Here is a 24,020-nt window from a genome sequence, read left to right as displayed (position 1 = left end):
AAACCTGTAAAATCTTCCAAATCAAATCATTTGAAATGCAATAAGAGAGAAGCGACTAACAACTGCTTCAACCTGACATTGCTTCGCAATGCAGGTTAAGCAAATGTTAGATACACGCCTCCGGCGGGCGGGGAAAAATGAAGAAAATAACTGTAGTATTAATTGTATGTATGATAAGTGCATTTCTTGTTAGTTGTAATAAAAAAAATCAATATCAATCATTTATAGACGAAGGTATATTTGAATCTGTAGATACTAATTTTAAGAGTGTTAATAATAGTTTCTATTTTATTAAAAAATATAAATTAACCAGTGATGAAATAAACAATATTGGTTCTTGGTTTGTTGATACTTATAATAATCAGTATATAGAAAATAGTGGATTAGGAATTTCAATTACTTTTTATCCAAATAGAATGTTCAGGGTTTACAAAGATCATGCTGGATTAAATGATATCCAATATATTTTTGGTGATTGGAAAATTGAAAATAAGAAATTGCTAATTAGTTTAAAAATAAAGGCAGTTAAATTGGGAAATAATACTTGGGATTTTGAAACAACATCAAATCATAACTACTATAAAATATTGAAAATTAAAAAATATAATTCTGCAGTAATAAATAGCGAAGCTTACGATTTCACATCAGTTCCACAAAATATTAAAAAATACTTTGAAATAAATGAGAATGATTTACCAAGATATAGATTGCTTTTTGATACTCTTGGTAATCCGCCTGGAGATTTGACTGCTGATAGTAAATATGAGCAGATATTCTCTTCCGTATCTTTTGATAAAGATTATTTGAAACAATTAATTGAAGTTTGGTAAGAAAAAAATTATCTAACAACTGCTTCAACCTGATAATTCCTTTTGTCATGAAAATTGCAGTCGTCGCTACGCTCCTTTAGTGCAATTTTCACGCCAATCCCTTCGGGCCGGAATTACAGGTTAAGCAAATGTTATCCCCACGCCTTCGGCGGGCGAGGATAGAAGAACTAAAAACGCTTATAAATCTCGAATTATAATTTGGATTACTGTGCAAGCTCTCGCGACAAATGCTGAAGATCCATTAAAAATAAAACAGCAAAGCAGTGTTCCGTTTTCACTTCCAAGAATTTAAGGCGACTGTAGGACGTTGCTTTTCAATTGATTTTAACATCTTGAATTGAAAAGATCCTGGATATAAGGTTTTTAGATTACTGTGGTTATTCAGCAGTAAAATGAGAATCCTGCACAATTGGTTTCGAGAAATAACCTTACAGTGGCTTGTATGAAGCAAATCAAAAATAAGTAACTGATTCAGTTACTGGTTATCATTCTATTGTTTTATACAATAGGATCTTGATGTTTTGCAGAAACGAATCAAGATAATTGGACTGGATTTGGTCTTATATAATAGAAGAAAAGAGATAAAAATAAGAAAAATGTTTTGTATAAAGCTGCTGTAGAATAAAAACATAACGGAGCTTTCTGTAGGAAATATTTTTGTTGCGTATTAAAATTTAAGACGTTGGTAACGTTTGTAAAAGTAAAAAGCTTAGTACACAAATTAGTTGGAAACGAAGCTACAGCAGAACTGAAACCAAAAATTGGATAACAACTATTTCAACCTGACATTGCTATTGTCACACTTTTTGCTAGTCGCTTCGCTCGGCAAAAAGTGCGCCAATGTACGCAATGCAGGTTAAATAAATGTTAGAACGACGCCTTCGGCGCGACAAAATAAAATGAATATATTATCAAATAGAGAAATAGCCTTAGTCTTTTGGCTTTTATCTTTTATGATTTACGCGTTTACGATAAAAGATGTTCGTAAATCATTTGGTAAAGTTGTTAAAAATTTCTTCTCAAGGCAAATACAAGCATACATTATTATTTCAATAATCTATTTTGGAATAATTTTATATGGAGTAAATAAAATTTATCACTTAAATATTGGGTTGATAAAGGATTCAATATTATGGTTCTGTATTAGCGGATTGTATTTTACTCAAAAAATAATAACTAATAAAATTAAAGATTTTAGTATAGTATCTAGATTAAAAGATAATATTACCTTTTTAGTGTTTATTGAATTATTGGCAAACACTTATGTATTTCCTGTCATTATAGAAATAATCATTGTACCAATAAGTTTATTTGTATTCATATTTTATGATGTGGCTAAAAAACATAAAGATGCCGAATTGCTTATGCCAATAATTAATAAAATAAGAACACTGCTGTCCAAGATAAATAGAACTATTTTAAAAACCCGATTTCCGTGATACAGTTTTGTTACCACACAAACCTTTACCACAAAAGGAAATCGGGTATGAATAACTATAACACACTTTTTGGACAGCTTCTATCACAAGTTAAGAGACCTGAATTTGATAAACTGTGCAAAACGATGGAATCAGACAAATTCCGAAAAGATTTCAATACATGGGATCAATTCGTTGTCATGGCCTTTGCGCAAATAACTAGACAAAACGGCCTGCGTAGTATTCAAAATGCAATGAATTGCCAAAAAAAATCTTTTTACCATCTCGGCCTGAACAAAGAAATAAAACGATCAACGATTTCATACGCAAATAAAAATCACGGCTCCGAGTTTTTCGAGTCCTTGTATTATCAATTATTTTCAACGCTTGAGCGCGGCGCACGTAAGTTGACGGAAAAGAAACTGTATGCCGTAGATGCAACCACAATCGGATTTTCTCTGAATGATTTCCCATGGGCGAAATTCAGATCGACAAAAAGCGGTGTTAAGATCCATGTGAAATATGACGTTGGCGAATCAGTTCCGGAATATTTGTTCATTACTAATGCAGAAGAGCATGAGAACAATACGCTTGGAAAAATGAATCTTAAGAAAGGCGATATTGTTACCTTTGATAAGGGATACAATAACTACGCTCAGTTTTCTGATTTTTGTGATAACGGTGTCTATTTCGTTACCAGACTTAAAGATAATGCCTCCTACAAAGTAATTAAACGAAGAAAAACGCATACCACAAAGATATCGAGCGACCATATCATTCAGTTTACCGGCCAGGTTGCAAAAAGCAAATGCCCAAATGAACTCAGGCGTATTCGGACCGTTGATAATGAGACTGGAAGCGCAATTATTTTACTTACGAACATGATAAGCTGCAGCGCGGAAAAGGTTGCTGAAATATACCGAAAGCGTTGGCACATAGAACTCTTTTTCAAAACTATTAAGCAAAACCTGAAAATAAAACGTTTTTATGGAACCTCTGAGAATGCGGTAAAAACGCAGATTTGGATTGCTATGATCGTTTACCTTTTGTATATAATGCTCAAAAAATCGACAGGCAGTATAACGAAATGCTTCACACATTTTATTTCGGAAATCTCTGTTTCATTATTCCAACGTATTGATTTGAACCTTTGGTTTGCCGGGTCGTCGCCGCCAGTTTCTGTTCACGCTCCAGATGTCAGTTGTATGCAATTTGAGTTTTGTCTATGAAATTATCTTGGACAGCAGTGAAATAAGAATGCTATTTACCATAGGATTGATTGCTTATTTACTTGTTTCGTTTATCAATAATCCAGATGAGATAGTAAATTATAATTCACTGGTTGGTTTATTATTACCTGTTGTTTATATAATATTGTATTTCCCAATGCAATATGTTCAAATTTTCTATACGAATTATGAAATTTTAACAGTTGTTATAAAATATGTATTTAGAAATATTAATAAACCTGAAATTGGGAAGTATTTATTAAAAAGAGTTAGAAGATTTGTTGGATTTAGTTTAGCACGTGTAGAGCAAATCAGAAGCTGTCGATATTATTTCTGGCATAATATTGATTCCTATGAAGAAGTTGATTTCTGTATAACTTGTAATAGACACCATATAGATAAAAGAATTTTGTTCTAACAACTGCTTCAACCTGATAATTCCTTTTGTCATGAAAATTGCAAGTCGTCGCTACGCTCCTTTGGTGCAATTTTCACGCCAATCCCTTCGGGCCGGAATTACAGGTTAAGCAAATGTTAGGCGCACGCCTTCGGCGGCGAAGATAAAGAATACCCAAAAAGTGATTTGAATTACTTAAAATTTTTTAGACTTAATAACCACAGAATTTCAAAACATAATGTTTTGTATAATTGTTTCTTTAATGACTTTAACAAGAAGGAATTTATATGGATCTTACATTAGAAGTTATTGAGACAGAAAGATTATTATTAGTGCCTGCTGATCTAAAATTTGCAAATGAAATATTTAAAAACTTTAATAGTGAAACCACAAAATATATGTATCCGAAACCTGCAAATGATATTAGTGAAACAATAGATTTTTTGAGCAACTCTATATTAGAAATGAAGAAAGGAACAAATTATCAAGTTATTATAACAAAAAAAGACACTCATGAATTTATTGGATGTGCTGGATTACATGATTTAACAAGTGAAATTCCAGAATTAGGAATATGGATTAAAAAAGAGTCTTTTGGGAATAAATATGGGCAAGAAACAATTAAAGGAATTGTTAATTGGGCTGTTAAACAGAATAAATGGAATAAAGCTCGCTATCCAGTTGATAAAAGAAATATTTCTAGTAGGAAAATTCCAGAGAGTTTAAATGGAATAATTGTTAAAGAATTTAAAAGTATTAATATGAGTAATGTTGAATTAGACGAAGTTGAATATGAAGTGTCTCTTGAAAAAGAATTCGCCTAACAACTGCTTCAACCTGACTTATTTGCTTGTCACGGATTTTTGCACTTCGCTACGCTCGGCAAAAACCGCGCCAAACAAAACGCAGGTTAAGCAAATGTTAGTTTGACGCCTTCGGCGCGCGAAGAAAAATGTATTGTAAAATGCTGTAACAAGGCTTCTTTTTTTTGAAATTACATGAATTTAATTAATGCTTATAACAGTTCGACACATTAATGGAATTGATTAATAGGATTGTTTTTGTCTTAGTAAGAATGAAGCTACAAAAAATAAAGACAATAAAATTGAGTAAAATAAACTGTCAACAATTGATCGGACTAGCTCTTGTAATAAAGAATCCTTAGTGCTTTGAGTAAATTAAAAAATAAAGAAAAATGATTAAAAAATTTTACGTGCATAAAACCCTTCTACACATAATGATTATTAAAAAGATTGGAATATTTTATTGAAGAAAAAATAATGTAATCTTTGGATAAAGAATTATTTGGAACCTTATCAGTAACTAAAGCATTTTTAAGAAAAATTGGATTTTAAATAAGAAGTAAAAATGAATTCTGTTCATTTTAGTTTATTTGTAATCACGATAATGTTGTTTATTTATTTTGTAGGTAAAGAATTGAAAATGGGTCAAATAAATAAAACACAATCAAGTAGTACGATTCTGTTAGGTGTTTTACAACTATTAATAGGTTTTCTCAATATCGGAGAACCAGTAAGTTATTTTTCTTTCGCAGCAGGAATACTGATTATTATTACATCAGTAATACGGACAAAAAAATAAACTAACAACTGCTTCAACCTGATATTTTCTTTGTCACATTTTGTGCTGTCGCTGCGCTCCTTACGCACAAAATGCGCCAAGCCCTTCGGGCGCGAAAATACAGGTTAAGCAAATGTTAGGTTGACCCTGCGGGCGCAGAAAAGAGGGAAAAATGTTTAGTAATTTTACAAAGTCTATTATTGAAAAGATAGCAAATTCACAAAACCGCGATGATAAAAACCCATCTGGTACTTTTTTTATTCAAAACTGGATAGACAAGAATATTAATCGATTAACAGCATTTGGCATACTGATTTCAGTAGGGACATTCATACAAAGTATGTCACAACAAACAATAATCATGATTATTTTAGGTTATTGTTTTATTTTATTATCGGTTGTTATTTGGCTAATAATGGATAAAGAAACTATTTACACACTTGCACTAATTACTGATGAAAAGGAACAAATTGTCTATTTGTTTTTTAACCTAATCGTTTATATATCAAATATAATCATTATTTTGTATGCAGTTTCTACAATAAAAAAAGAACACATTGGAATAATGATGTTTGTTTATTCTGTTATTTGGTGTCGTTTTACTATGAAGCTAGTTGACAGGCTTAATAATAAATCAAAAAGTAAAATCATAAATTTGTTATACACTTTATTTATTGTATTTATAATAGTTTTCTCACTTGTAGATTTTTCTACAATGTTTTCTTATTCATTTAAGATACTACGTGTGTTACAGCAATAATTTACTTAAGTAAGTTATAAAAATATTATAGGAGATAAATTATGGAAAAGATTGAAACAAAAAATGTGGAAGTTGATGGAATGAGCTATGAAATTAATGTGTTTCGTGATGAAAATGGTTTTATTGTAAAAGCATTTAAAGATGGAAAACGAGCAAATGGTTATGTTTATAGCGTAAGTTTTGAAACCAACGAATACTATTTGTTTGATAATGGAATTTATGCTTATGCGCACTTAATGGAAATGGCAGAATCAGACATCAGATCTCATATGTGGGACAAATGCTTGCAAGCGAGAAAAGAAAAAAACCTAACAACTGCTTCAACCTGATATTTTCTTTGTCATAAAACTTGCTTGTCGCTTCGCTCGGCAAGTTTTACGCCAAGCCCTGCGGGCACGAAAATACAGGTTAAGCAAATGTTGGACGGACACCGCTGTCGCGGTGCAAAAATGGAGAAAAAAATGATCTATGGAATGAGTGCATTTTTGTTGTTTTTGAGTAAAAAAGACATAATAAATGAGAAAGGAACAAAATATTATAGCGATCTGAAGAAGCAGATTAAATATCAATTAAAGCTGATAGTTCCTAATGTTCCCGAAATTGGTGACAGTATATTTAGATCAAGTTATATAATGGGTGTAATTTATATTGCATGGTATAAATCATTTTTAGAATTAGGAATGCAAAAAGATGAAGCTAATATATGGATTTGGAGAGCAAGCGAGAACTCATTAAAGATTATCCCAAAGAATTGTTTATGGCTGGTAAAAAAAGCATATATTGGCGGAATGTTAAAGAAAGCTGAAAGTCATACCAAAAAATCTATTGAAAATAAGCTACCAGAATATGATTGGAAGATTGAGTACAAAAAAGTAAATGAAAATGAATTCTATTTAAATACATATGAATGTGGAATAAAAAAATTATGTAAATTATTTAATACAGAAGAAATGTTACCATCTCTTTGCAGATTAGATTATTTAACATCTCATTATTTAGGAAGTGGTTTTTTGCGTGATAAAACACTAGGTGATGGCGATGAATTGTGTAATAACAAGTTTTTTATTAATGGAATATGTGAGTGGTCACCAGAAAAAGGTTTTATTTCAAGAAAATAAGTTCTAATGATATTAATTAAATAAAAAGACGTCCAACAACTGCTTCAACCTGTCAACGCTATTGTCACAAAACTTGCTGGTCGCTACGCTCGGCAAGTTTTGCGCCAATTGACGCGTTGCAGGTTAAGCAAATGTTAGTTCGACCAATCTACACTTATTAATAGAAGAAAAAGAAATAGATTTGGAAGAAGATTGTGTATAACTGAAGTAAACTGTCACTGAAAATAGACTTAAGAAAAAGTTCAACAGATGATGGCACTCTGAAAAACGGTAATTCAGTTTGCACCTAGTTTATTACTGAAAGTGTTATCGTGATTAAAACTTTTTCTTTCGTTGATGAAGTTGACTTCATACCACTTGTGCTAAAACTTGCAGGAACAGATGTTAGAAAACGATATGCAGAAGAGTTGCCTCAGTCTTCACATTATAACAAGTCATAAGGATTCAGCCTTCGGGTTTTTAATGGTACTGCAAATCGTTTTCTAACATTGATGTAGTTGGTTATAAACTGAATTGTTAAACAGTTGGCGATCTAACAACTGCTTCAACCTGACTTATTTGCTTGTCACGGATTTTTGCACTTCGCTACGCTCGGCAAAAACCGCGCCAAACAAAACGCAGGTTAAGCAAATGTTAGTTTGACGCCTTCGGCGCCCGAGGACAGAAGAACATTAAAATGCTGTAACAGTTCGACACATAATTAGAAATGATTTAAAAGGGACTTGAACCAGTTAATCTGATGAGACCTCTTCTACACATAATAAACATGATTAAGAGAAAGAATTAATATTGTTAAATATAATTAGACCAGTTGTTCTGATAAAAATGCATCTACACAAAATGGAAATGTATAAAAGAAATTAAACCAGTTAACTTGTTTAAGACATTTCTACACATAACTAGTATTGATTAAGAAAAAACTAACAACTGCTTCAACCTGACTTATTTGCTTGTCACGGATTTTTGCACTTCGCTGCGCTCGGCAAAAACCGCGCCAAGCAAAACGCAGGTTAAGCAAATGTTATCCCCACGCCTTCGGCGGGCGAGGATGGAAGAACTAAGAACGCTAATAAATCTCGAAATATAATTTGGAATACGGTGCAAGTTCTCGCGACAAATGCCGAAGATACACTAAAAGTAAAACAGCAAAACAGTGTTCCGTTTCTACTACCAAGAATAAAAGGCGACTGTAGGACGTTGCTTTTCATTTGATTTTAACATCTTGAATTGAAAAGATCCTGGATATAAGGTTTTTAGATTACTGTGGTTATTCAGCAGTAAAATGAGAATCCTGCACAATTGTTTTCGAGAAATAACCTTACAGTGGCTTGTATGAAACAAATCAAAATAAGAAAACTGATTCAGTTACTGGTTATCAGTCTATAGTTTTATACAATAGGATCTTGATGTTTTGCAGAAACGAATCAAGATAATTGGACTGGATTTGGTCTTTTATAATAGAAGAAAAGAAAAAGAAAAGGTAAAAAAAATGTTTAGTACAAAGCTGTTGTAGAGTAAAAAACAAAACGGAGCTTTCTGTAGGAAATATTTTTGTTACGGAATAAAATTTAAGACGTTGGTAACGTTTGTAAAAGTAAAAAGCTTAGTACACAAATTAGTTGAAAACGAAGCTACAGCAGAACTGAAACCAGAAATTGGATAACAACTATTTCAACCTGACATTGCTATTGTCACACTTTTTGCTAGTCGCTTCGCTCGGCAAAAAGTGCGCCAATGTACGCAATGCAGGTTAAATAAATGTTAGAACGACGCCTTCGGCGCAAGAGGAAAAAAGATGGATAAATATGAACAGATAAAGAGATCTCCATTGTTCAGGGTTTCACTTTCTTCTAAGGAATTATTTCATACAAATTTCATTTCATGGGCTTTAGAAACTGAAGAAGATAATTTGAATAGCCAAGTATTTACTATTTTGTTCAAAGAGAAATTAAAAACAGAATTAATTGTTGAACGTGAAAAGGATAATATTGATTTACGAATAAAAGCAAATGGTAAAATATTTATCATTGAAAATAAAGTAAAAGATATATTAGGTGATAAACAGGCTCGAAAAATTGAAAATAAAAAGGCTGACGTCTATTTATTACTAACCTTGTTACCACAGAAATTCTATTTTGATATGAGTAAATGGAAAGTTAAAGATTATTCCAAATTAATTAAAGACTTTTCTAAACTGAATATCACTAATGAATATCATAAACTTCTTTTTGAAGATTACATTAAAATGGTTCAATTGTTGATTGATATCATTTCAGAGAACATCATTAAAGAAGTTTATAATTTTAACTGGAGTAATCCAGGTTTATTGGCTCCATTACAAGAGCTCAGAATGCACGATGTATTTATAAAATATGGTGCAAGTTGTTTGTTGGAATATATTACACGGAACATCAATATAAATGAATTGTTAAATTGTGGATATACATTTAAACCAACTTTTGGTTTTTCTCATAATCATCCAATTGTAGATATTTTCTGGGAAAATGATTTTTATATAATAGGAATTCAAATTGAAGATAAGTATTATCGTAAAATATTTATGTTAAAAAAAGGGAAAACTGAAGAAATTGCATGTGAACTTAGGAAGAGAAATATTTGGTTTGACTCAAATTGGAAGTCAAAACAAAAAAAAGAATTCTGTACATACGATAGTCTAAAAGATAGCCCAACATTTATGTACCAATATTCAAATGAATATTTTACAAAGAATACAAAGTTTAATGAAATTGTAAAACTAATTAATAAATCAATGGAAGAAATAAAAAAAAGAGATTCTGAAATCTATAAAATATGTAGAAGAGTTCTAACAACTGCTTCAACCTGATATTTTCTTTGTCACATTTTGTGCTGTCGCTACGCTCCTGACGCACAAAATGCGCCAAGCCCTTCGGGCGCGAAAATACAGGTTAAGCAAATGTTAGGTGGACGCCTTCGGCGCAGAAGATATATTATATTTTTAGTTTCTTAAATTTATTAATTATTTTATAAACAAAATATACATACAGATCGTAATTAAATAATAAAACATATTGTAACAAATAATTAATAGTTAATTTACATGCTTAATAAAGGTGATATAGAAAATGAGTATTTATGAGGAATTGTTTAAAGAATCAAAAGGTAAACCAGTACAATATAATGATAAGTTATTATTAATGATTGATAGAATTCAAGTTGTTAAAAATGAGATAATAAATATAACTATCGAATCAACAAATTCAAAATATATCCAAGGTGTTGGTTTTCACGAAGAACTCGAAGTATTTGGAGAAATTACAAGAAGACCTTTAGTATTAGAATCTTTTTCTGTTGAACCTAAAAAAAGAAATAAAATAAAATCGAAATTACCATTTTCCTTCTCTGTAAAAGCAATTAAAAATGGTTTTATTACATATTACAATGTGTGTATAATTAATGAGGTTCAACAATATTGGCATAATGGCGCATGTATGTATTCAGAAAATATTCAGAACGGGAAACGTTATTATTGCAATGATATTATTGATGATAATAATTTTGATGATATAGTTTTTACAGTTTGTAAAATGCAATAGATTGATTTAGTATTTATTAAAGAAATTTCACCTAACAACTGCTTCAACCTGACTCGGCTATGTCACGATTCTTGCTTGTCGTCGCTACGCTCCTCGGCAAGAATCGCGCCATTACGCCTCGCAGGTTAAGCAAATGTTAGACTGACCCTTCGGGCAGAGGAAAAAAATGACGAATACAAAAAGTCTATATTGTTGTAATATTGTTAATTTGAGATAAAAATGATTATTATTTTTGATCCGTGGTCTTTTTACTAAATATGTTATTAGCTTGAGGTTTTATATCAACTATCATTCGTATTAATGATTAGTAATACTGTTTATTATGTAACACAATAGTTGGTGGTTTTACAAATAAAAACGAATAAGATTATTATCGTAATTTTTAAACAACATGAAAAGGAAAGACTATGGAATGTCCAAAATGTGGATTAATTAATCCGCCTAACTCATTGAAATGTGATTGTGGTTATTCTTTTAAGGATAAAACGGTAACACAGATTGAAAACGAGAATATAAAAATAAAAAGAAATAAATTCACTGCACAATTAAATGGTTCAATAGTTTTTTTGATTATAGGTATTATTTCTTCAGTAATATTATTAATAAAAATAATGAATTCAAAATATGATAGAAACTTGTTGCAACAAATTATTGAGTTTTATTCAGATAAAAATGTTTATGTTAAAGTAAAAGGGATACCTGCTTTAGTATTAGTAGGATTATTTGGAGTTTTATACAATAATATTAAACTAAATCAATATAAGAATAAAAAAAGTAAAACAAGCGGGAAGAAGAAAGAAACAGAAATCTAACAACTGCTTCAACCTGACTCGGCTATGTCACGATTCTTGCTAGTCGTCGCTACGCTCCTCGGCAAGAATCGCGCCATTACGCCTCGCAGGTTAAGCAAATGTTAGATACACGCCTCCGGCGGGCGGGGAAAAATGAAGAAAATAACTGTAGTATTAATTGTATGTATGATAAGTGCATTTCTTGTTAGTTGTAATAAAAAAAATCAATATCAATCATTTATAGACGAAGGTATATTTGAATCTGTAGATACTAATTTTAAGAGTGTTAATAATAGTTTCTATTTTATTAAAAAATATAAATTAACCAGTGATGAAATAAACAATATTGGTTCTTGGTTTGTTGATACTTATAATAATCAGTATATAGAAAATAGTGGATTAGGAATTTCAATTACTTTTTATCCAAATAGAATGTTCAGGGTTTACAAAGATCATGCTGGATTAAATGATATCCAATATATTTTTGGTGATTGGAAAATTGAAAATAAGAAATTGCTAATTAGTTTAAAAATAAAGGCAGTTAAATTGGGAAATAATACTTGGGATTTTGAAACAACATCAAATCATAACTACTATAAAATATTGAAAATTAAAAAATATAATTCTGCAGTAATAAATAGCGAAGCTTACGATTTCACATCAGTTCCACAAAATATTAAAAAATACTTTGAAATAAATGAGAATGATTTACCAAGATATAGATTGCTTTTTGATACTCTTGGTAATCCGCCTGGAGATTTGACTGCTGATAGTAAATATGAGCAGATATTCTCTTCCGTATCTTTTGATAAAGATTATTTGAAACAATTAATTGAAGTTTGGTAAGAAAAAAATTATCTAACAACTGCTTCAACCTGATAATTCCTTTTGTCATGAAAATTGCAGTCGTCGCTACGCTCCTTTAGTGCAATTTTCACGCCAATCCCTTCGGGCCGGAATTACAGGTTAAGCAAATGTTAGAAAGACGGCTGCGCCGCCGCGGAGAAAAGAAATATAGTTCTTCTCAACTACGTAAGAATGAATATCCTTTTAAAAAGCACTGATAAATTCTTTTAGGGAGTCACACGATGATTAATGAGAAATGGGTTAAGTTAAGACTGTTAGGAAAACAGAAATATGCAATGCTTTACGGATCTTTGTTTTGGGGTTCTATTTGTGGTACGTCTAGTATTGTGCCTTTTGTTTTATTGAATAAAGTAAATAGTATCTTCTTGGTATTTATTCATTATTTAGTTTGGATGATTGGTGGATATTTTTTTGGATGTTATAATTGGGAAAAACAAGAAAAGTTCTTTAAGCGTGAATTTTTATGATATTACTATTAAATTCAAGCAAGTAGAGTTTTGTATAAAAACTTTTAAACAAGATTTTTATTATTTAAAAAAAATAGTGAGCTATAATAAATAGACAAATATTGTATTTTTTAAAGACACAATTATGTAGATGGAACCACTAAAAATAATCACTGTAAATTCAGAAATGCTTAAAAGAAAATGCTTAAAAAAAAGATTAAAAAAGATCTTAAAGAAACTGATGATAAAAAGATGGATTGGTTTTTCTTTTTAGGAAAAAGATATTAAATAAAAGTATCGAAGATGTTCTATATGAAAAATATACTAATGAAAATTATACAAAGAAAAATCTTCTATTATATGAAATTGGGAAGCGTTCTGGCCTTTCTATTGCATATAACGAAAAAAAAGTTTCTAACAACTGCTTCAACCTGACTTATTTGCTTGTCACGGATTTTTGCACTTCGCTACGCTCGGCAAAAACCGCGCCAAACAAAACGCAGGTTAAGCAAATGTTAGTCGGACGCCTACGGCGCCGAGGAAAGAAATTAAAGGAATTTATGTTAACGATAAAAACAGCTGATTCTACTGAAATAAATACATTACTTTCTATCTATATTGAGAAAGTAAAATGGTTGCGATCAATGAATAAACCATTATGGGATGAATCTCAATTTACTCTTGAGGCATTGAATAAAAAATATGAGAATCCCGTTTTTTATGTAGGAATAATTAATAATGAAATTATTGGTGGTTTCATTTTAGTTGAGTATGATCGGTTGTATTGGCCAGAAGTAACTGATAATTCAACATATTTTTTTTACAAATTTGTTATCAGTAATAAGTATTGTGGTAAGAATTACTCTGATAGAATACTTAAGTGGGTAAAAGAATATGGACGAGAAATGAATAAAAAATACATACGATTAGATTATGATGGAAACAGAAAACCTATTACCGAGATGTATACACGAAACGGATTTAATCCAGTTGATACAATAAGCAATCAACATGTATCAAAATTAATTAAAGCAGAATATTTAATAACCGGTAATAATTGAGTATTTTAACTTTTTTGATTGATGAGTTTAATTGATAATCATAATAAAAGGAAGTTACAATGAAATCATTTTTAATGAGTATAGCTGTCGTTATTCCTGTGTATGTAATATATATTTATTACTTGCGACAACGAATTGTTAAATATGTAAAAAAGAACTATCAAAATATCACAGGATTAAGTGTTTGTTGGTCATTGTTTGGTCCAGTTGGTCCAGGATCTGGGACAAAATATTATGTGCGGTTATCAATAAATAATGATCAATATATCACTTTCTATGCAATGACAAGTTTATTTGGTGGTGTGTTTATATCAAGAGAAAGCGACTAACAACGGTTTCAACCTGACTTATTTGCTTGTCACGGATTTTTGCACTTCGCTGCGCTCGGCAAAAACCGCGCCAAACAAAACGCAGGTTAAACCAATGTTAGTTCGACCAATCTACACTTATTAATAGAAGAAAAAGAAATAGATTTGGAAGAAGATTGTGTATAACTGAAGTAAACTGTCACTGAAAATAGACTTAAGAAAAAGTTCAACAGATGATAACACTCTGGAAGACGGTTATACAGTTTGCACCTAGTTTATTACTGAAAGTGTTATCGTGATTAAAACTTTTTCTTTCGTTGATGAAGTTGACTTCATACCACTTGTGCAAAAACTTGCAGGAACAGATGTTAGAAAACGATATGCAGAAGAGTTGCCTCAGTCTTCACATTATAACAAGTCATAAGGATTCAGCCTTCGGGTTTTTAATGGTACTGCAAATCGTTTTCTAACATTGATGTAGTTGGTTATAAACTAAATTGTTTAACAGTTGGCGATCTAACAACTGCTTCAACCTGACTTATTTGCTTGTCACGGATTTTTGCACTTCGCTGCGCTCGGCAAAAACCGCGCCAAACAAAACGCAGGTTAAGCAAATGTTAGATTGACCCTTCGGGCCGAGGAAAAACGAACGAATGCAAATTATCGCAATAATAATGGGTTTAGCAGCCGGCTTGCTTTTTGGAATTGCAACACCGTTAAGTAAATTAACTCTTTCACATCTTAATAGTTTCCAACTTGCAGGTTTATTATACCTTGGCGCAAGTATCGCTTTTTTGCCTTACATGATAATTAATAAATCAAAAAAACTAGTATTGTTAAATACAAAAGGCACAAAAAAACATCTTATAGGAATCGTCCTATTTGGTGGTTTGTTAGGTCCGTTATTTCTAATGGTTGGTTTGAAATCAGCAAACTCAATGTCAGTTTCAATTTGGCTCAATATGGAGTTAGTTGCGACTGCTCTGTTAGGAGTTATAATATTTAAAGAAAGCCTTGGTCGATATACATTACTTGGAATAATTTTTACGCTTTTATCAAGTATTGTTATATGCTCGCAAGAAAATTCCAGCGGAATCATTTCTGCTTTATTTATTATATTGGCATGTATTTGCTGGGGTGTTGATAATCATTTAACAGCAATTATCGATGGAACTACACCTCAAGCAACTACTTTCATAAAGGGTCTATTTGGTGGAACAGTAAATTTAATGATTGGAATGTTCTTATCCGGCAATAAAATTGAAATACAATATATTGGTATTGGTTTATTAATCGGCGTGTTCTCATATGGTATTAGTATTTTTCTATATGTAACTTCTGCACAGAATTTAGGAGCAACTAGAAGTCAAATATTATTTAGCTCATCAACATTTTGGGGAATAATTGCTGCGTATTTATTTCTTAGAGAGAAATTTAGCTTCATAACTATTATTGCATTTATACTGTTATTTATTGGAATCATTTTTAGTAATAAAATATCACATAAACATAGTCACTTTCATAGTAGAATGGTTCATATACACATGCATACTCACGACGATGATCATCATAATCATTCACATGGTGAAAACTTTGATACTCATACAAAACATTCGCATATACATGAGCATGATGAAATAACACATGAACATAGTCATTATCCTGATATGCATCATAGACATGAACATTAAAGAAGAAAAATCTAACAACTGCTTCAACCTGACTCGGCTATGTCACGATTCTTGCTAGTCGTCGCTACGCTCCTCGGCAAGAATCGCGCCATGACGCCTCGCAGGTTAAGCAAATGTTAGTTCGACCAATCTACACTTATTAATAGAAGATAAAAGAATAGATTTGGAAGAAGATTGTGTATAACTGAAGTAAACTGTCACTGAAAATAGACTTAAGAAAAAGTACAACAGATGATAACACTCTGAAAAACGGTTATACAGTTTGCACCTAGTTTATTACTTAAAGTGTTATCGTGATTAAAACTTTTTCTTTCGTTGATGAAGTTGACTTCATACCACTTATGTAAAAAACTTCCAGAATCAGATGTTAGAAAACGATATGCAGAAGAGTTGCCTCAGTCTTCACATTATAACAAGTCATAAGGATTCAGCCTTCGGGTTTTTAATGGTACTGCAAATCGTTTTCTAACATTGATGTAGTTGGTTATAAACTGAATTGTTTAACAGTTGGCGATCTAACAACTGCTTCAACCTGACTTATTTGCTTGTCACGGATTTTTGCACTTCGCTACGCTCGGCAAAAACCGCGCCAAACAAAACGCAGGTTAAGCAAATGTTAGGTTGACCCTGCGGGCGCAGAAAAGAGGGAAAAATGTTTAGTAATTTTACAAAGTCTATTATTGAAAAGATAGCAAATTCACAAAACCGCGATGATAAAAACCCATCTGGTACTTTTTTTATTCAAAACTGGATAGACAAGAATATTAATCGATTAACAGCATTTGGCATACTGATTTCAGTAGGGACATTCATACAAAGTATGTCACAACAAACAATAATCATGATTATTTTAGGTTATTGTTTTATTTTATTATCGGTTGTTATTTGGCTAACAATGGATAAAGAAACTATTTTCACACTTGCACTAATTACTGATGAAAAGGAACAAATTGTCTATTTGTTTTTTAACCTAATCGTTTATATATCAAATATAATCATTATTTTGTATGCAGTTTCTACAATAAAAAAAGAACACATTGGAATAATGATGTTTGTTTATTCTGTTATTTGGTGTCGTTTTACTATGAAGCTAGTTGACAGGCTTAATAATAAATCAAAAAGTAAAATCATAAATTTGTTATACACTTTATTTATTGTATTTATAATAGTTTTCTCACTTGTAGATTTTTCTACAATGTTTTCTTATTCATTTAAGATACTACGTGTGTTACAGCAATAATTTACTTAAGTAAGTTATAAAAATATTATAGGAGATAAATTATGGAAAAGATTGAAACAAAAAATGTGGAAGTTGATGGAATGAGCTATGAAATTAATGTGTTTCGTGATGAAAATGGTTTTATTGTAAAAGCATTTAAAGATGGAAAACGAGCAAATGGTTATGTTTATAGCGTAAGTTTTGAAACCAACGAATACTATTTGTTTGATAATGGAATTTATGCTTATGCGCACTTAATGGAAATGGCAGAATCAGACATCAGATCTCATATGTGGGACAAATGCTTGCAAGCGAGAAAAGAAAAAAACCTAACAACTGCTTCAACCTGATATTTTCTTTGTCATAAAACTTGCTTGTCGCTTCGCTCGGCAAGTTTTACGCCAAGCCCTGCGGGCACGAAAATACAGGTTAAGCAAATGTTAGGCGGACCCTGCGGGCGCGGATTAAATTAATTAATTTCAAATAAATCAATTCATTGATAACAGATTATTTTAAGCACTTTCGATGATATATATTTTAAACGCTTTATTTACGCATAATATTTTGTAGCATTTTTTTACCAGAAAAGCACATAGATTTTATTGGTAAATACTTTACTACGAAAAATACAAAACCCTCTTTTCCACTTTTTTTATGGCAAATATAGAGCCAATAATATATTGTATAGATCACAGTTGCAAATAGTATAAATCAACCTTTTCAACGTATTTTGGAGGACAATTCATGACATTCAGTATTCGCCCATTTTCCGAGAAAGACATTCCTGAAATGATTAATATCTGGAATAGTATTGTAGAAGAGGGCAATGCTTTTCCCCAAGAAGACTGTCTATCAGTTGAGACCGGTTTATCTTTTTTTAAGAATCAAACATTAACTGCTGTGGCTTTTAATGATAATGAGCTTGTTGGACTGTATATATTACATCCAAACAATATTGGCAAATGTGGTCATATAGCAAATGCATCATACGCAGTAAAAAACGGACACCGTGGTGAACGAATTGGTGAAAAACTCGTTATTCATTCGTTACAGGCAGCAAAAGATAATAAGTTTCGCATCTTACAATTTAATGCTGTAGTTGCAACAAATCAGGCTGCGCTAAATCTATATAAAAAAATTGGATTTATACAACTTGGAATCATTCCAGAAGGTTTCCACCTAAAAGGGAATAAATATCTTGATATAATTCCACATTATATTCAACTGAAATAAAAACATTCGCCTAACAACTGCTTCGACCTGACATTGCCTTTGTCATAAAACTTGCTGTCGCTACGCTCTGCAAGTTTTACGCCAAGCCCTTTCGGGCACGGCAAAGCAGGTCAAGCAAATGTTAGATACACGCCTTCGGCGGGCGAGGAAAAAGTATTAAAAGGATAATAATCAGTGAATACAAGTTATGAATCTGGAGCTGAATATTATGATTTGATAATGGAAAAAGTATATCAAAAAAATCCCAAGAAGATTTTTGATTTTATACAATTTATTTTAAGTAAAAAATCTTTAATCAAAATAGATAAAATACTGGATTTTGGATGTGGGACTGGAATAGATTCATTATTTTTCTCAAAAAATATGTATTCTGTAACTGGATATGATGTATCAGAAAAAATGTTAAAATTAGCTCAAAAAAAAGTAAGCAATGATGAATATAAGCTAAAATTCACTAACGATTTAAATGCAGAAAAATATGATTGTATATTTTCATATGGAGCATTTGGGCATATTTTATCAAATGAAAATATTAAGAACACATTAAATACAATTTATAATTCATTAAATCCAGGAGGAGTATTTATTCTTCATCAGGAAAATATTTTAGGAATAATAAAATATATTAAAAATCGTAAACATATCTTCAAAGATAATGGATTCAAATATAAAGTAAAATTAGATTATAAAGTGGATTTATTAAAAAGTTATTTAATCGAAACTCAAAAAATAAAAATATTAAAAGGATCTAAAGTAATTAATTTTATTCAAGAAAACCACATATTTCGAAATTGGACATATCCTGAAGGTATGTTTTTTTTGGAAAATTCTGGTTTTAAGAATATAGAATGTTATTCATCGTTAAATGACCGCATTGAATTATCTGGAAATGAAATTGGTTTGATTTACTGTTGTATAAAGGAAAAATTATCTAACAACTAGTTCAACCTGACATTTCCTGTTGTCACAATTTTTGCCAATCGCTACGCTCAGCAAAAATTCCGCCAAGCCCTGCGGGCCGGAAATGCAGGTTAACTAAATGTTAGTCGGACGCCTACGGCGCCGAGGAAAAGAAAGAATATGTTAGGCAGGAAAAGGAATTTGTGCATACAAGCTATGCATGAAGAACCGTATACTCGAGCAGATATGCTCTGTTGCGCTTAAAAGATCCTTTAAGCTTGATGCGAAACAAAAACGCTCTCTTCAGAATATGAGGGAGTGTAAAACAACCCGGTATGGCGGCCGAGTTGTGCAATGCACAAAATGTGGAACAATCGCAACTGTATATAATTCCTGTAACCAACGTGGTTGTCCTATCTGTTATAAAGCGAACCAGAAAAGATGGGAGGATAAGGTATTAACATCTGTATTAAATGTTAATCACTTTCATTTAGTCATATCAATTCCACAGGTTTTCACTGGCGTGTGGCTCAGAAATAAGAAAGATTTCATGAACGCTTTTTTCGAATGTGTAAAGCGTGCAATAAATAACATATCGAAATATTATGGAATAACCCCTGGATGTATAGCGGTATTTCAAACACATGGAAAGGGGATGTCTTATAAACCGCATATACATTGCGTGTTATCTGATGGTGGACTGACTGGTAACGGTGACTGGATGCCGTTAGGAACGATATCATATACGCGAATTACTGATGTGATAAAAGAATATCTTGTTAAAGAATTACAGAGAAAACATATACAAGATATTCCTGAACAGAAGGATATTAATGATCGCGAATGGAATGTATACGCAACATATTATCAGGGAAATGTACAAAAGATAATAGGATATTTAGCACACGCCGCTAAGGGTGTAGTGATAAACCTTAATCAAGAATTGGTGGAAAACGAAGAGAAAGGAACATTTAGTTATATTGAACGTCATGCAGGGAAAGAGACGCGAATTGAGTTGGATAAGGAACTGTTTGTATCTCGATACATGAATCACATACCTGTCCCTCATACTGTAACAGTACGGAATTATGGATTATACTCAAACCAATACAGCGATAAGTTAGAAAAACTGCAGAAAATATTTCCGATGGAAATAGAGATGGAAGAAGCGGAATGTGTAGATCATTGTCCTATATGTCATGCGGCAATGGAAATCATTATGACCTTGGAAACGTATGAAGAAGTTCCTGCACATGAAATATTGTGTAAGATAAAGCTTCCTGAAACGTAAAGAGAATGGGTGTAAGAGTATAGCGACTCCAAGATAGTAAAAGACCTGGTAAAGATATGTCCAAAAAAGAGAAATGAAAGAAATAAATGTGAAAGAGATATAATAAAAAAAGAAACTAGTACAAAAGATGATGAGTATAAGTATTAAAAGCAGCAAATAATAGAAAGAAACCTGTAAAATCTTCCAAATCAAATCATTTGAAATGCAATAAGAGAGAAGCGACTAACAACTGCTTCAACCTGACATTGCTTCGCAATGCAGGTTAAGCAAATGTTAGAGCGACGCCTTCGGCGCGGCGAGGAAAAGGAATAAATTTGAACGGCGTTATTGAGTATTTACAAGACGAACATACAAAGCTTAATATTATTAAACTGATTAAAAATAATTTATATTTATATCAGCAAATTAATACAAATGAGAAAATACAAAGTTTTTCTGGTTCAATATATAATTATTTTGTTTCTGAGTGTATTCAAAACAATCAATACATATCTCTCTCAAATGAAACAATAAACCGAATTAATGATATTTATATAAACCTTGTTAAAAAGTTAAAACAAATAAGTACAGACAACTACGATAATGAATTAATTGAATCAATAGTGATTAACCATAGAGAACAGTTATTAAATGCATTATCTGAAAATGAGTATCACAAATGCGATAACCAACTGTATATTCCTTGTTCCGAATATTCCGGTTCTTTTCAATATACTTTATTAAGGCTAAACCAATTCAGATTGCTGGAACCAGTTATGGATATTGGTTGTGGAAAAGAATATGAATTATTAAAGTATTTAGAACATGCTGGTTATAAAGATATATTTGGTATTGATCAATATATTTCTGATAATAATTATATTGCATGCACCAATTGGTTTGATTATAAATTTGAACCAAATAAATGGGGCACAGTTATAGCTCACATGTCTTTTTCTAATCATTTTCGCCGTAGTTTAATAAATGAAGATATAAATCTAGAAAAGTATAGTAACCGTCAAATTCACCCCATAAGTACAATACTCAGAATTCATATGAAATTTTCCCAAAGGAGAACATCATATGATTCTGAGGAAAGACACACGGGTATTTGTCCAGTTGGGGTACACAGATATGAGGAAACAGATTAACGGATTATCAGCACTTGTTCAGGCAGAACGTTCTTCAGGACCATTCGATGGCTCATATTATGTTTTCTGCGGCAAGACGAAGAAGGTTATTAAAGTCTTGTATTGGGATCGGACTGGTTTTTGCCTGTGGCTCAAACGTCTTGAAAAGGACAGCTTTCCCTGGCCGCAGGGAGAATCGGATCTGACAGAAATCACAAGAAACCAGATTCGATTGTTGCTACGCGGTATCGATATCTGGAAAGCTCACAAAGAAGTGCAGTGTTCCATCGCCGGGTAATATTTCTCTTGCCATCAAAATTCCGGCATGATAGAATTCTATCATGCCGAAAACGATGACGGAACTTGAAAAAGAAATTGAGGCTCTTAAAGAAATCGTTAATGGCCTTCAACTTACAATACAGAACAAAGATCATGAGATACAAATCTGGAAAGAAAACTACTTCCTGATCCGTCAGAAATTGTTCGGAAAGTCTTCTGAAAAGAAGCATTTCGAAAAGGATCCCCAGTACCTCTTGTTCGACGAAGCTGAAGCACATGCTGACGAGAAAGCGCCGCCTGTCCAGGAGATCAAGGTCGCCGAACACCAGAGAAAGAAAAGCGGACGCAAACCGAAAGACATCCCGTTGCCGGTTGTTGAAAAGATTCATGAGCTTGCAGGTACGGATCGCGCCTGTCCGTGCTGCGGTAAAGACCGGCCGGTCATCGGCGAAGAACGATCAAGCGAGTATGACCTTGTTCCGGCGCATTTCGTAAAGATCGTTCATGTTCGCCATAAGTACGGACCATGTGCGTGCGAGAGGTTTGAGGAATCAGAGACTGCTCCGATCCTGATCGCTCCTCCTCCGGTGAAGGTCATTCCTGGAAGCGATTTCTCGAACCGCACGACGGCGTTCTTCATGACGGCCAAGTATGCCGATTCCATTCCATTCTACCGAATGTCGAAAGTGCTTGAGCGCTATGGTTTGGGAATCTCACGCGCGACGCTCTCGAATCAGGCAATCGCCGTGGGGCGGGCAATCGGGCCTCTCATCGATCTCATGAACCGCGATCTGATGAACTCTCCAGTTCTTCTCATGGATGAGACAACGGTACAGGTTCTCGACGAGAGCGGAAAGAACAATACATCGAAATCGTATATGTGGGTGCAGCGCGGGTTCCATGACGGAAAACCGATTCACCGGTTTTCATATCATCACTCCCGTGCAGGAACCTTCGCGGAATCCTTGCTCTCGGGTTTCAAGGGTTATTTCCTGCAAACCGACGGGTACAAGGGCTATGCCCGGTTTCATGATGAAAAGCACCCGTCGTATCGACCAGACCTCGTCCATGTCGGATGCTTTGCGCATATCAGGCGGAAATTTGTTGAAGCATGGGAGGTTGCCGGGAAAACCGGTAACGCCCCTGAGGCAATCAAGCTCATCGCGAATCTCTATGAAGTCGAGCGAGAGTTGCGGAAGCAGCTTGACGAGAAAGCAATCGATGAGTCAACGTTCCTTTCACGGCGGAAACGAAAGGCCGAACCGTATTTGTCGGACTTACGCATGTGGTTGTCCCGCAATGCACTGACCGTTGCACCGCAAAGCAAACTCGGAATGGCGATATCGTACGCCTTGGCAGAGTTTCCGCTGGCATCGCGCTACATAGATCATCCCTTGTTGACGCCTGATACGAACGCGGTTGAAAATGCCATACGTCCGTTTGTGATCGGCAGAAAGAACTGGCTGTTCTCGGGCAGTCCCCGTGGAGCGCACGCGAGCGCTGGAATCTACAGCCTGGTTGAAACGGCAAAAGCAAACGGTCATGATCCGTATTTCTATTTTTGTTTTATCTTTGACCGATTGCCGCTGTGCAGGACTGAAGCAGAAATCGAGAAGCTGCTTCCCTACAAGATTACTTCCGAAGAACTAGTCAAGTTGCTCTGAAATTGACGGTTACAAAGTATAAAGACAAATATGCAGAGATATTAAGATCACTTCAAATAAATGGATTATTTATATATACACCATCAATAAAGCAAATAGAAAATAGCATTAATAAAAGCTATTATTCAGTAGCATATTATGAAAATATGAACGATAGAAATCTAGATACTGTTGTTATAAAAAGAAATCTCTAACAACTGCTTCAACCTGTCAATTCCTGTTGTCATGGTTTGTGCTGGTCGCTTCGCTCGGC

The 24,020-nt window shown here is 32.9% G+C and carries 24 protein-coding genes; all 24 read left to right on the top strand.

The genetic code is table 11. The features are described from left to right. Positions 1 to 137 precede the first annotated feature (137 nt). Positions 138 to 830, top strand: coding sequence for a hypothetical protein (locus tag K7J14_RS14765; RefSeq protein WP_230758114.1), 693 nt, complete (start codon positions 138 to 140; stop codon positions 828 to 830). A gap of 899 nt (positions 831 to 1,729) precedes the next feature. After that, on the top strand, positions 1,730 to 2,269 hold the full coding sequence (locus K7J14_RS14760) for a hypothetical protein (protein WP_230758137.1): 540 nt from the start codon (positions 1,730 to 1,732) through the stop codon (positions 2,267 to 2,269). A gap of 47 nt (positions 2,270 to 2,316) precedes the next feature. Further along, positions 2,317 to 3,477 (top strand): IS4 family transposase, encoded by a 1,161-nt coding sequence (locus tag K7J14_RS14755; RefSeq protein ID WP_230752762.1) that lies wholly within the window; start codon positions 2,317 to 2,319, stop codon positions 3,475 to 3,477. 7 nt (positions 3,478 to 3,484) lie between these two features. Next, the gene (locus K7J14_RS14750) at positions 3,485 to 3,895 is read left to right on the top strand and encodes a hypothetical protein (protein WP_230758135.1); all 411 of its coding nucleotides are present in this window, start codon (positions 3,485 to 3,487) and stop codon (positions 3,893 to 3,895) included. Between the two features lie 266 nt (positions 3,896 to 4,161). Then, positions 4,162 to 4,698, top strand: coding sequence for a GNAT family N-acetyltransferase (locus tag K7J14_RS14745; RefSeq protein WP_230758132.1), 537 nt, complete (start codon positions 4,162 to 4,164; stop codon positions 4,696 to 4,698). A 929-nt stretch (positions 4,699 to 5,627) separates the two neighbouring features. Continuing rightward, positions 5,628 to 6,215, top strand: a complete 588-nt coding sequence (locus K7J14_RS14740) for a hypothetical protein (RefSeq protein WP_230758129.1) — start codon at positions 5,628 to 5,630, stop codon at positions 6,213 to 6,215. Between the two features lie 41 nt (positions 6,216 to 6,256). Beyond that, positions 6,257 to 6,544, top strand: a complete 288-nt coding sequence (locus K7J14_RS14735; protein WP_230758099.1) for a hypothetical protein — start codon at positions 6,257 to 6,259, stop codon at positions 6,542 to 6,544. Between the two features lie 132 nt (positions 6,545 to 6,676). Then, the gene (locus K7J14_RS14730; protein ID WP_230758127.1) at positions 6,677 to 7,333 is read left to right on the top strand and encodes an L-2-amino-thiazoline-4-carboxylic acid hydrolase; all 657 of its coding nucleotides are present in this window, start codon (positions 6,677 to 6,679) and stop codon (positions 7,331 to 7,333) included. Between the two features lie 1,795 nt (positions 7,334 to 9,128). After that, positions 9,129 to 10,178: a hypothetical protein gene (locus K7J14_RS14725; protein WP_230758125.1), complete on the top strand. Its 1,050-nt coding sequence runs from the start codon at positions 9,129 to 9,131 to the stop codon at positions 10,176 to 10,178. A gap of 259 nt (positions 10,179 to 10,437) precedes the next feature. Then, positions 10,438 to 10,908: a hypothetical protein gene (locus K7J14_RS14720; RefSeq protein ID WP_230758120.1), complete on the top strand. Its 471-nt coding sequence runs from the start codon at positions 10,438 to 10,440 to the stop codon at positions 10,906 to 10,908. Positions 10,909 to 11,315: 407 nt separating this feature from the next. Continuing rightward, on the top strand, positions 11,316 to 11,720 hold the full coding sequence (locus K7J14_RS14715; protein WP_230758117.1) for a hypothetical protein: 405 nt from the start codon (positions 11,316 to 11,318) through the stop codon (positions 11,718 to 11,720). 132 nt (positions 11,721 to 11,852) lie between these two features. Then, positions 11,853 to 12,545 carry a hypothetical protein gene (locus K7J14_RS14710; protein WP_230758114.1) on the top strand — a complete coding sequence of 231 codons (693 nt, stop codon included), beginning with the start codon at positions 11,853 to 11,855 and terminating at the stop codon, positions 12,543 to 12,545. Positions 12,546 to 12,787: 242 nt separating this feature from the next. Then, the gene (locus K7J14_RS14705) at positions 12,788 to 13,033 is read left to right on the top strand and encodes a hypothetical protein (protein ID WP_230758112.1); all 246 of its coding nucleotides are present in this window, start codon (positions 12,788 to 12,790) and stop codon (positions 13,031 to 13,033) included. Between the two features lie 236 nt (positions 13,034 to 13,269). Next, the gene (locus K7J14_RS14700) at positions 13,270 to 14,073 is read left to right on the top strand and encodes a GNAT family N-acetyltransferase (protein WP_230758109.1); all 804 of its coding nucleotides are present in this window, start codon (positions 13,270 to 13,272) and stop codon (positions 14,071 to 14,073) included. Between the two features lie 59 nt (positions 14,074 to 14,132). After that, positions 14,133 to 14,402 (top strand): hypothetical protein, encoded by a 270-nt coding sequence (locus K7J14_RS14695; RefSeq protein ID WP_230758107.1) that lies wholly within the window; start codon positions 14,133 to 14,135, stop codon positions 14,400 to 14,402. Between the two features lie 632 nt (positions 14,403 to 15,034). Beyond that, on the top strand, positions 15,035 to 16,072 hold the full coding sequence (locus K7J14_RS14690; protein ID WP_230758105.1) for a DMT family transporter: 1,038 nt from the start codon (positions 15,035 to 15,037) through the stop codon (positions 16,070 to 16,072). Between the two features lie 652 nt (positions 16,073 to 16,724). Continuing rightward, complete coding sequence (locus K7J14_RS14685; protein ID WP_230758102.1) at positions 16,725 to 17,312, top strand: hypothetical protein; 588 nt, start codon at positions 16,725 to 16,727, stop codon at positions 17,310 to 17,312. Between the two features lie 41 nt (positions 17,313 to 17,353). Continuing rightward, positions 17,354 to 17,641 carry a hypothetical protein gene (locus K7J14_RS14680; RefSeq protein ID WP_230758099.1) on the top strand — a complete coding sequence of 96 codons (288 nt, stop codon included), beginning with the start codon at positions 17,354 to 17,356 and terminating at the stop codon, positions 17,639 to 17,641. Between the two features lie 394 nt (positions 17,642 to 18,035). Beyond that, on the top strand, positions 18,036 to 18,524 hold the full coding sequence (locus tag K7J14_RS14675; protein ID WP_230758097.1) for a GNAT family N-acetyltransferase: 489 nt from the start codon (positions 18,036 to 18,038) through the stop codon (positions 18,522 to 18,524). Between the two features lie 174 nt (positions 18,525 to 18,698). Continuing rightward, entirely contained in the window at positions 18,699 to 19,466 is a 768-nt protein-coding gene (locus K7J14_RS14670; RefSeq protein ID WP_230758095.1) for a class I SAM-dependent DNA methyltransferase, read from the top strand. Positions 19,467 to 19,644: 178 nt separating this feature from the next. After that, on the top strand, positions 19,645 to 20,715 hold the full coding sequence (locus tag K7J14_RS14665) for an IS91 family transposase (RefSeq protein ID WP_456243441.1): 1,071 nt from the start codon (positions 19,645 to 19,647) through the stop codon (positions 20,713 to 20,715). Positions 20,716 to 21,029: 314 nt separating this feature from the next. Beyond that, entirely contained in the window at positions 21,030 to 21,845 is an 816-nt protein-coding gene (locus tag K7J14_RS14660) for a hypothetical protein (RefSeq protein WP_230758089.1), read from the top strand. Further along, positions 21,829 to 22,122 carry an IS66 family insertion sequence element accessory protein TnpB gene (gene tnpB / locus K7J14_RS14655; protein WP_230758086.1) on the top strand — a complete coding sequence of 98 codons (294 nt, stop codon included), beginning with the start codon at positions 21,829 to 21,831 and terminating at the stop codon, positions 22,120 to 22,122. The genes K7J14_RS14660 and tnpB overlap by 17 nt, the downstream gene beginning before the upstream one ends. 43 nt (positions 22,123 to 22,165) lie before the next feature. Beyond that, positions 22,166 to 23,767, top strand: coding sequence for an IS66 family transposase (gene tnpC, locus K7J14_RS14650; protein WP_230758059.1), 1,602 nt, complete (start codon positions 22,166 to 22,168; stop codon positions 23,765 to 23,767). The last annotated feature ends 253 nt before the right edge of the window (positions 23,768 to 24,020 follow it).

It is taken from the genome of Teretinema zuelzerae (genome assembly GCF_021021555.1).
In the GTDB taxonomy this organism is placed as follows: Bacteria; Spirochaetota; Spirochaetia; order Treponematales; family Treponemataceae; genus Teretinema; species Teretinema zuelzerae.
Note: the sequence above shows the minus strand (reverse complement) of the source record. Positions and strands in the feature narration are given on the sequence as shown.